This window comes from Niastella caeni, assembly GCF_004834005.1.
GTDB lineage: Bacteria > Bacteroidota > Bacteroidia > Chitinophagales > Chitinophagaceae > Niastella > Niastella caeni.
The window spans coordinates 1,529,301-1,543,008 of record NZ_STFF01000001.1 but is presented as its reverse complement, the minus strand read 5'-3'; the positions used below and the strand labels follow the sequence as shown (position 1 = coordinate 1,543,008).

The window sequence follows — 13,708 nt, the reverse complement described above, 5'->3', positions numbered from 1 at the left end:
CAATTTTATAGTATTTTAGTTAACAATTGATGCCAGCAAATCCTTATCAAATCAATCAAAATGTTGAGTACCATTGCGACAAAAAAATTGATGCTGTTTTCTGCAACCATATTATTCAGCGCTTTTTCAGGGGCTTTTCAACCCGAACAGGAAAAAGATAATACCCTGAGTGCTGAAGAAAAGAATGCCGGTTGGTCGCTGTTATTTAATGGCCGTAATACCGAGGGATGGCGGGGATATGGCAACAAGCCATTTGATAGCTGGCAGGTCATAAACGGGCAATTATACTGTAAAACAAAGGATGTTAAGCAGCGGGCCGATCTCATCACCTTTGATCAATATGATAATTTTGAACTTGCGTTAGACTGGAAGGTAGAAAAAGGCGCCAATAGCGGTATTATTTATCGCGTGGTTGAAACCAGCGGCCCCAGTTATGAAACGGGTCCCGAATACCAGCTAATTGACGATGAAGGATATCCTCAAAAACTGGAAGCATGGCAAAAGAGCGGCTCCGATTACGCCATGTACCCACCCCTGGAGCTGGCTGCAAAACCTGCCGGTGAATATAACCATACAATTATTACTGTAAAAGGTTCGCATGTTGAGCATTGGTTGAATGGGAAAAAAGTAGTGGATTATGAATTGTGGACGCCCGCCTGGCACGAATTAAGAGAAAAAGGCAAGTGGAAAGACGCCAAAGCATATGGCCTTGCTAAAAAAGGGCACATAGCGTTACAAGATCATGGCGGCGGCATCTGGTTTAAGAATATCAAGCTACGGAAAATCTAATTAGCTGATCTGATATGGAATATAAGCTTTTGTGGGTGCTTTCGCGTGAGCTTCGCGTTTGCAGGAATGCCGAACATTGAAGAATTATCACGTTTGTTACATAGTTCTCGAATGAATGATCAAGTGTCACATAAGAATAATTACGGTGAAGAGCATGCACTGGAAATGCTTTTCGCTGATCTTTTTAAGAAACACGAATATAGGTTACATACACTGGTACTAAAACTTACCCGTTCAAACCAATATGCAAGGGATATAATTCAGGAAGTATTTTTAAAACTATGGGAGCATCGGTATCACCTTCATTCCATCCATAATTTAGAAGCCTGGTTGTATCGCCTAACAGAAAATAAAGTAATTGATTTTTTGCGTAAAGCTGCTGCAGACAGCCGCTTGAAGGAAGCCATCTGGAAAAATCAGCCCGGAGAATTGAATGAAACGGAAGACAATGTAGTGGCCCGGGAATACAGCCAGATCATACAAAAAGCAGTTGATCTGTTACCTCCCCAACGCAAACTGATATACCAACTGAACCGGGAAAAAGGCTTGAATTATCAGGAAATTGCCGATCAACTGGCCATTTCAAAACACACGGTTAAAAACCAGTTATCAACCGCCTTGCAGTCTATTCGACTTTTCTTACTCAAAAGCGCCCGGCTGTTCTTTTTACTTTTCTAAAAAAATTTCAAACCGGAATAGGAACCCTGTTCGGTTGCTTCGTCTTGTAATAATAGGCACAACCATTTTCAATGGAAGAAAGGATAAAATATTTATTCAGGCAATACCTGAACAATACCTGCACGAGAAAAGAATTTGAAGAATTCTTTTCCTTGATGAACGATGCTGCACATAATGAAATAGTAAGGGAACTGATAAGAAAAACGTATGAAGAAACCGGTCAGTCATTCCTTACATATGTTGATGAACGCGGCAACCTGGTTTTAACGGAGCCTGCCTGGGAAGAGCAACAGGTTACCAAAGGAAGATCACGAAATAGAAATCGGTTTATTTTAGCAGTTACTACCTGTGTAATGGTAGCGCTGGCAGGTGTTGTTTGGTTGATAAATCGCCCTATTCAACAACGGCAGCCTTCTTCAAAACAGGCATTGGCCAAAAAAATTACAGGCAGGTCAGAATATAAGTACATGTTGTTGCCAGATAGTACGAAGGTATGGTTAAATGCTGCCAGTACCCTGGAATATCCACATCAATTTGCCGCTGGCAAAAGAGAGGTATTTCTTACGGGAGAAGCCTATTTCGATGTAAAGCATGCCGATAAACAGCCTTTTCTTATTCATACCGGAAAAGTAACCACCATGGTGCTAGGCACTGCTTTTAATATAAAAGCATATCCCGGCCGGGAGAATATAATTGTATCGGTTAGCCGTGGTAAGGTACGGGTTAATTATAACGAAAAAGAAGTAGCCACCCTAACCCCGGGACAACAAGTAAAAATAAGCAACGTCAATAAACCCATAGTACAGAAAAAAATTGCTATTTCCGAACCGGGGGCCTGGCAGCAGGGAAACCTTGTGTATGATGATGAAACTATCAAAGATATCATTGCCGACCTGGAAAGAATATATGATGTAACCATTCGCATGCAAAATGAAACGTTGGCTAATGAGCGGATCTCCACTTCCTTCAGGCGGGAGATCAATATTGAGCATGCATTGCAGGTGTTATGTAATTTAACCGATACCCGATTTAAGCTGGAGAATAATACGTATCTGATTCAATAAAATAATAAATACCAAAACTTGAACTGTTATGAACACAACATCCTTTTCACCTACTTGATAAAGTAAAAAGAGAACCGCCCCAGTTGCGACCTGGAAGCGGTTCGAAACGTTGAAAATAATCCTCTTCAAAGAATTACTTAAAACAATTCAAAGCTATGAATTTGTATGTAAAATCGTACAGACATAGTATGTCATGTATTGCCGGGTACCAAACCGGGTTTTGGCTTTTGAAAAACAAAGCATTGATCATGAGAATATCAATTCTGGCCATATTGCTCACTTTTAGCGGACTTCTGATGGCAAGATCGGGGAGTGGTCAGGATTTGAATAAGATCATGATCACTGTAGACCTGAAAGACGCCACTCTTAAACAAGCCTTCAAAAAAATTGAATCCCTTACACAACTGGTGTTTACCTATCGCACTGTTGATGTGGCCGCTTTTGAGCATATCAACTATCAGGCTTCCAATGTTTCTGTAACCCGTATTCTGGAAGACCTGCTGCAGCATACCGGTTTACGATATGACCAGGTGAACAGCAATATTATTATCAAAAAGATCAGGAAGAAAGAACAATTGGCTGATGTTACCATTACTGATGTATTGCCTTTTGATGGTGGCATACGAGGCCGGGTAACCGATGAAACCGGAGCTCCTATCCCCAATGCATCTATCGTATTGTTGGGAACCGATAAAGGTACCGCAGCGGATACAAAAGGAGAATTTGTGTTAATGGGTGTAAAGCCTGGTGACTATCGTCTGCAGGTATCAGCCATCGGTTTTCAAACCTTCATAAGAAATGTTTCGATAAATGACGAAGCCATAGTAAATGTAGATGTTGAATTGCAGGCCGGTAACAACAAACTCGATGAAGTAGTTGTAACCGCATTGGGTATTAAACGGGAAAAAAGATCGTTGGGTTATTCTGCACAGGAAATAAAAGGTGAAGAGTTAACGAATACCAGGCAGACCAACATCCTGAATGCATTGCGTGGTAAAGTGGCAGGCGTGCAGATCAATAGTGGTGGGGGCGCACCGGGACAGGGATCAAGAATTATTATCCGCGGTATAAAATCATTGTCGCCCGGAAAGAATAACCAGCCGCTTTTTGTAATTGACGGCATTTTGATTGATAACAGTACCACCACTGTGAACGATGCCGGATCGCTACGCGGCCTCACTAACCGGGCGGCTGATATTAATCCTGATGATATTGAGTCTATGTCGATCCTGAAAGGAGGAGCGGCTACGGCATTGTATGGTCAGGCAGGGTCGAACGGCGTGGTGGTGATCACTACCAAGTCGGCCAAAGCAGGTAAAATGCGCGTGAGCTTTACTACTTCTTACGGCATTGATGAAGTGAATAAATTTCCTGAGGTACAAAAGAAATTCACGCAGGGTTATGTGGGAGCTACTTCTTTTGTGCCGGAATACGATCCCAAAAGTTTCTGGCCAAGTTGGGGGCCTACGGTAGAAGAAGCGAAAGCGATAGATCCTACCCATCCTAATAGCCTTTACAACCATTATGGCCAGGGGTTTAAAACAGGTAACCAATTCAGGACAAGCATTAACTTATCGGGCGGAACTGAAAAGGCCTTACTAACATCTTCCGTTTCTTATTTTAAGCAGAACGGAGTGTTACCCAATTCAGATTATAAGAACATCTCAGCTCGTCTGGGCGGTCAATTCAAGTTCAGCGATAAATTAAAGTTCAGTCCCGGTTTATATTTTATAAACTCAGGTGGTTACCGCGTAAATGCCGACCGGTATAATGAAAGTTTAACGTACTGGTCGCCCAGGTGGAATGTAATGGATTATGTAAAACCAGACGGAACACAAAATGCTTACGGCAATGATAACCCGGTTTATGGTACTGCAACCAATCGGTTTAAAGACAATGTGAATCGCATTATTGGTAATGTGGCCCTTACTTACTCACCCTTGCAATGGTTTGATGTTGACTATAAATTCGGGATGGATTATTACGCAGATTTTCGACGTCATGCTGCGCCCGGCCCAAAAGGCCTGGTGGGCGAACAGGTATTTGGCGATAATGGTCTCGGCTTTGTTAATGAATACCGCCTCAGCAATCGCATTTTGACCTCGAATGTGATGGCCACTTTTAAAAAGGAATGGTTCAGAAAGCTGAACACCACGCTGCGAATTGGTAATGAAGTGCGCGATCGCAGGTATAGCAGGCTGACTGCTGCCGGCACCGAATTGGATATACCAGACCTGCTATCATTAAACAATGCCAAAGTGCGCAGCACAACCCAGTATGAAGAGAAATACCGCATCGTAAGTGCTTACGGTGATCTTACGCTGGGCTGGAGCGATTATTTATTCCTGAATATTACCGGCCGTAATGAATGGTCATCTACATTACCGGTAGCCAGCAATTCATTCTTTTATCCTTCCGCCAGTTTATCGTATGTATTTTCCGACCACTTAACTATGCCACTGTGGTTAAACTTTGGCAAGGCACGTGTTTCAGTTGCTGAAGTGGGCAAGGATACTGATCCGTATGAGATCAATAAATATTATGGTTCCGGTGTAATTACGTCAACCGGACAGATCATGTGGACGCGCAGCGATCAGGCGGGCGATGCATTACTGAAACCTGAACGAACATCTACTATTGAAGCAGGTGTTGAATTAAAATTATTCAACCGCATTGGATTAGATTTCAGTTGGTATAAACTCAACAGTCGCGACCAGATCATTCCGGTTAGTTTATCACCCACAACTGGGTTTACCAGCTATATACTAAATGCAGGTGAAATAGAGAATAAAGGGATTGAAGTAGTATTGACGAGTACACCGGTTAAAACAAAAGATTTTACCTGGAATACTACGTTGAATTATACCCGAAACAGGAACAAAGTGGTAAGCATTCGTGAAGGACTTTCTGAAATAGTTGTAGGTTCTCACTTTGGCTATTCCAGCTCAACCGCTACATTAAAGTATGTGCCGGGTTCAGCCGTAGGAAATATTTACGGAACCTCTTATCAACGGTACTATGGTTCGAAAACAGATGATGGCGTAACAGTAGACAAGAGCCTGCCGGTAGTTATCAATGCCTCAGGCAGCAATGCCGGATTTCCTGCAAGAGACACAAAACAGCGTATACTCGGTAATTCACAACCTAATTGGATCGGTGGCATCACCAATACTTTCACTTATAAAGATTTCACCTTGTCATTTTTGTGGGAAACACAACAGGGACAGGACAGGTATAACCAGTTAGGAAATTTTATGAGCGCCTTTGGTATTGCCAAGTATACGGAGAACAGGACTGAAACCATTGTATTCAATGGCGTATTACCCGATGGCACGGTGAATGCGCAAGCTGTTTACCTGGGCATGGGTAAGGTTGGTGGCACTGGTCGTGATTATGGCCAGGGCTTTTATCGCAATGTACATCGCGGAGTAACAGAAAATTTTGTGGAAGATGCCAGTTGGGTTCGCCTGCGCAATGTGAACCTGGGGTATACTGTTCCCAATAAATTTTTTAAGGGAACACCCATCCAGGGCGTTTCGGTTACATTCACCGGAAATAATCTTTTATTGTTTACCAACTATAGCGGCTACGACCCTGAAACCAGCAGTTCCAGTGCTGAAAGCAATGCAGATGGGTTTACTGGTTTTACCTATCCGGCCCTTAGGTCGTATCTGTTCAGCGTAAACATTAACTTTTAAATCGGAGCATTATGAGAAGCCTACTATATACCTGTGTTATTTCATTTGTAATAACGGCATCATCTTGTAAGAAATACCTGGATGTAAATACCAATCCCAACCAGCCAACGAAACCTACTATAAATGGATTGCTAACCCGCACTACGTTGAATTCAGCGTTGAATGTATATAGGGTGTCAACCAATATTACGTCGTATTATGTGCAATACCTGGCATCGCCAAACACGGCATCGCCGCTGGATACCTATGATGATGTTGATGTAAGCACCACCTGGACAAATTTGTACGATAACATGACGGATATTTATGACCTGGAAAAACTGGCTGCTGAAAAGGGAGCAACCCAGTACCAGGGGGTGGCCAAAATATTAATGGCCATGAACCTGCAGTTTATGAATAGCCTGTGGGGCGATGCGCCGTATTCATCTGCGTTTTCGGGAACCACATTAACGCCTGGCTATGATAATGCGCAGACCATTTTTCAAACCTGCATTAAGCTGTTGGATGATGGGATAGCCTTACTGGGACAATCCGGTTCTACCATTACCATACCAACCGCTGCCGGCAATAATCCCGATCTGGTTCACAAAGGGGTAACCGCTGCCTGGGTTCGTACAGCACATGCATTGAAGGCACGCTTGTTGAACCAGCTTAGTAAGACCAACCAGTACAATACCGCTGCCATATTTACTGAGCTGGGTGTTGCCTATACTTCCAATACGCAGGATGCCTTTATAACTTCATTTGATGTACGCAATCCGTGGAACCAGGCGGCATTAAATAATAAGAACCTGCTGCTCGATGGTTGGTTGTCAGAACAGTTTATTGATGCTATGAATGGAAAAACCTATGGCATTTTTGATCCCCGGCTTCCGTTGCTGACCGACACTACCAAATATGGTGATTATCGCGGTACGCCTAACGGCAAGGGACGTACAGGCACCGGCGTTAGCTTTGAAGAAACTTATATCAATTTGACCGGTTATTACTCCAGCACTAATTCACCATTGTTTTTTATCACCTATGAAGAATTGAAATTTATTGAAGCGGAAGCGGCCTTCCGGGCCAATGATAGAACACGGGCATATAACGCCTATATTGAAGGTATTACAGCCAATATGAATAAAATGGGGGTTACAGCAGTCAAACGAGATGCATATATTACGCATTCTTCCGTTTCAGTAGGATCAGCCAATCTTACGCTTGATCTCATATTTAAAGAGAAGTACAAAGCATTATTCCTGAACCCTGAAACCTGGAATGATGCCCGGCGGTACAATTACCAGTATAAAGATTTTACACTACCGCTGAACGTAGTGGCCAGCTCTTTTGTTCGCCGCATGGTGTATCCCAGTATTGAAACCAGTCGTAACGGCGCTAATGTGCCAACCGGTGTTACTGAGGTTACGCAAAGATTGTGGTGGGATCAATAATTAAGATTCCAAAAAACAAAAACAAGAACCAAAGCTCCGCAACGAAGAGGTTGTGATTTGAGTTTTGGTTCTTGTTATTTTCTGACTTTATCAGCGTTTGCTCCTGAAAAAGCTTTTCATCAGTTCGGCGCATTCTTCTTTCAGTATACCTTTTGTTATCTCGGTTTTAGGATGAAAAGGCCAGTTCGGTTCGGTAATTCGTTTATGGCCGTTTTTTTCATCATCGGCCCCCCAGATAACTTTTCCGATCTTGCTCCAGTACAGCGCCCCGGTGCACATGAGGCAGGGTTCTACCGTTATATAAATAGACGCATCCGGTAAATATTTACTTCCCAGGTAATTGAATGCAGAAGTGAGGGCGATGATCTCTGCATGCGCCGTGGGATCGTTCAATCGTTCTACCTGGTTAAATCCACGGGCAATTATCCGGTTATTTATAACCACCACGGCGCCAACCGGCACTTCGCCATCGTCATAAGCCCGCTGGGCCTCTTTCAGCGCCTGTTGCATGAAATATTCGTCATTCATAAATTTTATCAAGGTTACTTTCGGTTCCTGCTTTTAAAACGGTAAGGTACAGAATTGCCTGCAGATGATTATTATAGTTAGAGGGATAGGCTACGTGAATATTTAACCCATTGCCAAAACTAACAGGTTTGGTATCTTAGTTAATATCATTCTAACGATTGTACTATGACAGCATCGTTTGTACAGGTAATGATTTTTTTGGCAACAGGCATTGGCATAATTATTTTGCTTACGGCCGTATTTCGAATACATGCTTTTTTTGCCTTGCTGATTGCCTGCTTTGTAGTAGGATCGGGTGTGCAGATGCCGGTGGAAAATATTATTAATGTTACCAAACAGGGCTTTGGGCACATTATGCAGTCGTTGGGGTTTATTATCGTATTGGGCACTACACTTGGCGTAGTGCTTGAACATACAGGCAGCACCAAAGTAATGGCTGCTTATATATTAAAAAGAATAGGAGAGAAACGTGCACCATTGGCCATGAGCATTACCGGGTTTATTGTAGGGCTTCCTATTTTTTGCGATTCAGGCTATATAGTGCTAAGCGGATTAAATAAATCATTATGTAAACGAACAGGCATTTCTGCCATTATTATGTCGGTTTCATTGGCAACCGGTCTGTATTCGGTACATTGCTTAATACCGCCACATCCCGGAGCGGCTGCCGCAGCCGGTACAATTGGCGTTGATTTTGGAAAACTAATTTTAATTGGTATTGCAGTAGCCGTTCCCGCTATGCTGGTGGGGTATTGGTGGGCGCGCTATGCGGGAAAGAAAATTAAGGATGATGAAACTGCCGAAGCGCCGGTGATGGATCCGGGCACGCCTTCTCCTTCGGTTCTCAGTTCATTTTTACCGGTTGTAGTTCCTATTGTTTTGATAGGTATCAAATCATTTCTTACCATAGAACCGGGAAAGTCAATGCCTGCCTGGATGAAGCTTTTTTTAGTTATTGGCGATCCGGTAATAGCATTGACAATAGGTGTAGTACTGGCTTTTGTTTCTGTTCGATCGTGGAAGAAGAACGTGATAGGCAAATTGTTGCAGGACGCTGCTGAAAAAGCCGGCGGTATCCTGGTTATTATTGGCGCAGGCGGTGCTTTTGGTTCAATATTAGCGGCTGCTCAGATAGGCGAGCACGTTAGTATGGCGTTTAATTTGCAGGCGTTGGGCATTTTATTCCCGTTTATGCTAACTGCTGTTCTTAAAACAGCCCAGGGTTCATCAACAGTAGCGATAATTACGGCTGCATCGATTATTCAACCTTTATTACCATCATTGGGGCTTAATAGCGAAATGGGCAAATTATTAGCTGTGTTGTCTATGGGTGCTGGTTCTATGACGTTATCGCATGCCAGCGATGCCTATTTTTGGGTGATAGCTAAATTTTCCGGTTTAGGCATGCGTTCAATGCTACAGGTATATACCATTGCCACGCTTTTAATGGGACTGGTAACTTTACTGGTGGTATACATTCTTTCCCTGATTTATATATGATGTTTTTGCTTTAGAGGGTCCCTAACCGGCCAGGTTCTTTTTAAATCCTTATAAAAATTTTCTATTTTCTGGCTGACCCATAACCCCTCACATGAAGCACCCTGTAAGCCTGACTTTGATCTTCAGTCCTTTAATTCATAGCTTTCCATTTGGCCAAAGTACGAGACCGCTAGTGCAATAAGAGCTGGCCAGGGTTTCCAATATAGCTTATGATTATACCAGCACGCAATTAGACGATGAGGCGGAAGTCGGCTATGTAAACTGGTACAGTCAAAACAGGTTTCTATACAGCATCAATCGGGTGGAAAATATTTCCTGTTCTGCTTTTAAGATGCGTGTTCAATGTTGTAGTGTTATTTGCCGGGGCGATATGGTTTACACAAAAGCGAGGCTAATTCGAAATAATCAATAGATTACTTTGTAAAACTTTCTATTTCCTGCTCATAAGAAATGCGAAGTATTGGAAAATTAGAGAAAAAGTGCTAAAAAATTTGGGATTCCGGGAGCGGGGATGTATCTTAGTGGTGTTAAAGAAATGGAAATAAGATAGTGATTACCGTTACATATTTACCGGAGTTTATAACCGAATTATATTCTCCAAATACATTGTTGCCTCCGGTTACCAAAAAATCTGAAATACTATCTCTACAAGGTAATTTGCATATTGTTATAGATGATATGAATTACGGTTAATTCATACAAAAGCAAATTCAACAGCATTCTTCTTAATTGAGTCATCTTTACTTTGCCGAGCTTATGTTAGCGCGCTTACAAAAGAAGGAGGCATTGTTATGCCCATGTAATGGAAACGTTATTAAAAAAGCGTTTTTATATGGGCGTAATAATTGTTTTTGTTGTATTTGGTAATGATACTTGTATCATTCGGTTGCTAAAATGCTTTAGAAATATAATAACCAGTTTAAAACTTATTTTATGCGAACCTGTAATCATCACCCTCTGTGGCATAATGAACCGCTGCGATTAAATGAAGAAGAACGACAAAACCCGATGTTGGTAATTGATGATTTTTTCGAATGCTATCATTTGAATGATGTTCGTGATATATTATGGAAGTGGATGGTTGAAGTGTTATCGAGCTCAGGAAGCATTTCAAATGAGGCGCTTGAACGTAATAATCATATATACTTTTACGAAAAAGCGGAAATGCTCGTAGAAGCAATTTATATATTAAAAAACTTAATTCGCGGGCAACTGCAAAAGAATGCAAGTGAAACTGTCGTCACAGGATAAGCCAGGTAAAAAGCAGGAAATACGAATAAGGAGGAAGGGCCTGGCAATAAATTGCATTGATTAGTCCGGTTTAAATTTTTTCATTTGGTATATTGAGTTTATATCTCTTGCTTCCTGCCTTTTATTTTGAACTTTTCCTGGTAATAAATATATACCTGCTTCATCTGAATTGCTTAACTTACTAACACTATCTATTTCCGGCCAAATAGCATACATATGAACCCAGAGATCATTCAGCAAAAACTGCAACGGTTGCGAGTTTTTTACGAAAGCGGCGCTACCCAAACGCTGCCGTTTCGTAAACACCAATTGCAATTGCTGAAAACAACCATACTGAAATATGAACAATCGTTATATGAGGCTTTATACAGCGACTTAAAAAGAAGCCCCGAAGAAAGTTGGGTTACAGAACTGGGAGTAGCGATGTCGGAAATAAATCTTGCGTTGCGTAGCCTGGGTCGCTGGATGCAACGGGAAAGGGTAAAAACCAATCTTGTAAATTTCCCTTCTGCCAGTTACATATTGCGCGAACCATTGGGCGTGGTTTTTATTATTAGTCCATGGAACTATCCATTGCAGTTACTTTTTACGCCTTTGATTGGAGCCATCGCTGCCGGTAATTGTGTTGTGTTAAAACCATCTGAACTGGCGCCTGCTACTGCTAAGGTTATGGGTGATATAATAAAGGAAATATTTTCAGAAGAATACATTTTATATGCTGAAGGAGATGGCGCTCAGTTAGTGCCGGTGTTAATGAATAATTTCCGGTTTAACCATGTATTTTATACTGGTAGTACCGCTGTAGGTAAAATCATTTATCAAATGGCGGCTGCTCAATTAATTCCTGTAACCCTTGAGCTCGGTGGCAAAAGTCCGTGTGTGGTTGAAGGTGATGCTAATATAGCAGTTGCAGCTCGCCGGATTGTGGTTACCAAGTTTTCTAATGCAGGTCAAATGTGTATTGCACCCGATTACGTATTGGTGCACTCGTCAAAAAAGAATGAACTGATCACAGCACTAAAAAAAACAATACAATTATTTTATTCTGAAAATGCTTCAGAAAGCTACAATTACGGTAAAATAATTAATGAAAAGCAATTTCAACGACTAACCGGTTATTTAAGCCAGGGAACTGTTGTACATGGCGGCCATTATAACAGTAGCCAGTTGTATCTTGAACCTACCATACTGGAAAATGTACCATTGGATGCGCCCCTGATGAAAGAAGAAATTTTTGGGCCCGTTTTACCCGTACTCACCTTTAATACCCTTAACGAAGCAAAAGCAATTATTCAAAACAATCCTGATCCTTTATCGTTTTATATCTATACTTCCGATAAACAGAAAGAGAAGGAATGGTTACAAGCTATTTCTTTTGGCGGAGGATGTGTAAATAATTCAAGCTGGCATTTTACCAATCATCATTTGCCTTTTGGCGGGCGTGGCAACAGTGGAATGGGAAGATATCATGGCAAGTACAGTTTTGATTTGTTTAGCCATGCCAAAGCTGTGATGAAAACACCTACCTGGTTCGACCCGGCAATAAAGTATCCGCCATTCAAAGGGCGATTGAAACTTTTTAAATGGATAATCAGATAAAAGATTGAGTGTTACATGCAGGTAAGCATTTGCATCTCCTTTACTAATTGCTTTGGGTACCTATATGCTTGCTTAAGCGCTATATGTCTGTCGCATTTGACGTAATTTTGATCGTAAGATCAACTAAAAAAATAAAGTTATGACAGGCAGGCAAAGAATACTTAAGGTAGTTTATCCTCTGTGGATATTGTTTACGAAACTAATGGGTAAGAACACGAAAGTAGTATCGAATGCTAAAAATGTGCGGCCTATTCATCCTATTTACGAACTTAGTATTCCTTTAAATAATGGAAATACATTGCCGCTGCAAACGTTTAAAGGAAAAAAATTGTTGCTGGTGAATACGGCCAGCGATTGCGGGTATACCAATCAGTATGAAGATCTGCAAAAGTTATATCAGCAGTTTAACAATCAGTTGGAGATTATTGCATTCCCAGCCAATGATTTCAAGGAACAGGAAAAAGGAAGCGATAGTGACATTGCCCAGTTTTGCAAAGTAAATTTTGGCGTTACATTTCCGCTGGCGAAAAAAAGCGTGGTTATTAAATCTGGCGATCAGAATAACATCTTTAAATGGCTGACAGATAAATCGAAAAATGGATGGAATGAGCAGCCTCCTTCCTGGAATTTTTCAAAATACCTGCTTAATGAGCAGGGCGTACTTACTCATTATTTTGATCCTTCTGTTTCGCCGCTGAGTGAGGTGGTGGTGAAGGCAATAGAAAGGCAGTAGCGAGATGACGCCTGCCCTTTATTTAATAAACTTAATCGAAAACGGATATTTATAAGACTCACCGTTATTAGCCTTTAATCCAGCTATTACGGCAAGTATCCAAGCAACCAAGTTGATGATAACTAAAATTGATACTATTCCAAAACCTCCGCTAAACAAGGAAAATGGACTTGTCCAAAAGCGACTCACACCAAATGCAGCACCGAGGAAGCCGATAAAAAAAATTCCTGCCACAATATTTAGGAGTAAAATTGTTAGCTGAAAATTCAAGGCTTCTTTTCCGTGTGGATCGATTTCGGGTAATTCATTCTTTTTTATTTGCCAAACCAACAACGGTCCAATAACACTTCCTAAGCTAAAAAATAAACCGGCTAAGGCAGATAAATGACAAAGCATTGCCCAGGTGCGTACATTTTGTTCGCGTGTAGTCATGGT

The 13,708-nt window shown here is 41.6% G+C and carries 11 protein-coding genes; 9 read left to right on the top strand and 2 right to left on the bottom strand.

The genetic code is table 11. From position 1 onward, the window contains the following. Positions 1–60: 60 nt before the first annotated feature. From FAM09_RS06135 to FAM09_RS06115, 5 genes are all read left to right on the top strand, one after another. The gene (locus FAM09_RS06135) at positions 61–789 is read left to right on the top strand and encodes a 3-keto-disaccharide hydrolase (protein ID WP_243751603.1); all 729 of its coding nucleotides are present in this window, start codon (positions 61–63) and stop codon (positions 787–789) included. A gap of 111 nt (positions 790–900) precedes the next feature. After that, complete coding sequence (locus FAM09_RS06130) at positions 901–1,467, top strand: RNA polymerase sigma factor (RefSeq protein ID WP_166437039.1); 567 nt, start codon at positions 901–903, stop codon at positions 1,465–1,467. Positions 1,468–1,538: 71 nt separating this feature from the next. Then, a complete protein-coding gene (locus FAM09_RS06125) occupies positions 1,539–2,531 on the top strand; it encodes a FecR family protein (RefSeq protein ID WP_136576162.1) in 993 nt (330 codons plus the stop codon). A 248-nt stretch (positions 2,532–2,779) separates the two neighbouring features. Then, positions 2,780–6,229, top strand: coding sequence for a SusC/RagA family TonB-linked outer membrane protein (locus FAM09_RS06120; RefSeq protein WP_166437038.1), 3,450 nt, complete (start codon positions 2,780–2,782; stop codon positions 6,227–6,229). Between the two features lie 11 nt (positions 6,230–6,240). Beyond that, a complete protein-coding gene (locus FAM09_RS06115) occupies positions 6,241–7,662 on the top strand; it encodes a SusD/RagB family nutrient-binding outer membrane lipoprotein (RefSeq protein WP_136576160.1) in 1,422 nt (473 codons plus the stop codon). Positions 7,663–7,752: 90 nt separating this feature from the next. On the opposite strand, the gene FAM09_RS06110 is transcribed toward FAM09_RS06115, so the two are convergent. Continuing rightward, positions 7,753–8,190 (bottom strand): nucleoside deaminase, encoded by a 438-nt coding sequence (locus FAM09_RS06110; RefSeq protein ID WP_208025487.1) that lies wholly within the window; start codon positions 8,188–8,190, stop codon positions 7,753–7,755. Positions 8,191–8,355: 165 nt separating this feature from the next. On the opposite strand from FAM09_RS06110, the gene FAM09_RS06105 reads away from it, so the two are divergent. From FAM09_RS06105 to FAM09_RS06090, 4 genes are all read left to right on the top strand, one after another. Then, the gene (locus FAM09_RS06105; protein WP_136576158.1) at positions 8,356–9,690 is read left to right on the top strand and encodes a GntP family permease; all 1,335 of its coding nucleotides are present in this window, start codon (positions 8,356–8,358) and stop codon (positions 9,688–9,690) included. 933 nt (positions 9,691–10,623) lie between these two features. Then, positions 10,624–10,941, top strand: coding sequence for a hypothetical protein (locus FAM09_RS06100; protein ID WP_136576157.1), 318 nt, complete (start codon positions 10,624–10,626; stop codon positions 10,939–10,941). 216 nt (positions 10,942–11,157) lie between these two features. Then, on the top strand, positions 11,158–12,540 hold the full coding sequence (locus FAM09_RS06095) for an aldehyde dehydrogenase (RefSeq protein WP_136576156.1): 1,383 nt from the start codon (positions 11,158–11,160) through the stop codon (positions 12,538–12,540). Positions 12,541–12,742: 202 nt separating this feature from the next. After that, entirely contained in the window at positions 12,743–13,273 is a 531-nt protein-coding gene (locus tag FAM09_RS06090; RefSeq protein WP_243751602.1) for a glutathione peroxidase, read from the top strand. Positions 13,274–13,291: 18 nt separating this feature from the next. Here the strand turns inward: FAM09_RS06090 and FAM09_RS06085 are convergent, their stop codons facing one another. Further along, a complete protein-coding gene (locus FAM09_RS06085; protein ID WP_136576154.1) occupies positions 13,292–13,705 on the bottom strand; it encodes a DUF4870 domain-containing protein in 414 nt (137 codons plus the stop codon). Positions 13,706–13,708 lie beyond the last annotated feature (3 nt).

Excerpts from the sequence above, each read along its gene's own strand:
- FAM09_RS06105 (WP_136576158.1), top strand. The coding sequence starts at position 8,356 with ATGACAGCATCGTTTGTACAGGTAATGATTTTTTTGGCAACAGGCATT.
- FAM09_RS06135 (WP_243751603.1), top strand. The coding sequence starts at position 61 with ATGTTGAGTACCATTGCGACAAAAAAATTGATGCTGTTTTCTGCAACC.
- FAM09_RS06120 (WP_166437038.1), top strand. The coding sequence starts at position 2,780 with ATGAGAATATCAATTCTGGCCATATTGCTCACTTTTAGCGGACTTCTG.
- FAM09_RS06130 (WP_166437039.1), top strand. The coding sequence starts at position 901 with ATGAATGATCAAGTGTCACATAAGAATAATTACGGTGAAGAGCATGCA.
- FAM09_RS06100 (WP_136576157.1), top strand. The coding sequence starts at position 10,624 with ATGCGAACCTGTAATCATCACCCTCTGTGGCATAATGAACCGCTGCGA.
- FAM09_RS06125 (WP_136576162.1), top strand. The coding sequence starts at position 1,539 with ATGGAAGAAAGGATAAAATATTTATTCAGGCAATACCTGAACAATACC.
- FAM09_RS06090 (WP_243751602.1), top strand. The coding sequence starts at position 12,743 with ATGGGTAAGAACACGAAAGTAGTATCGAATGCTAAAAATGTGCGGCCT.
- FAM09_RS06110 (WP_208025487.1), bottom strand. The coding sequence starts at position 8,190 with ATGAATGACGAATATTTCATGCAACAGGCGCTGAAAGAGGCCCAGCGG.
- FAM09_RS06085 (WP_136576154.1), bottom strand. The coding sequence starts at position 13,705 with ATGACTACACGCGAACAAAATGTACGCACCTGGGCAATGCTTTGTCAT.
- FAM09_RS06095 (WP_136576156.1), top strand. The coding sequence starts at position 11,158 with ATGAACCCAGAGATCATTCAGCAAAAACTGCAACGGTTGCGAGTTTTT.
- FAM09_RS06115 (WP_136576160.1), top strand. The coding sequence starts at position 6,241 with ATGAGAAGCCTACTATATACCTGTGTTATTTCATTTGTAATAACGGCA.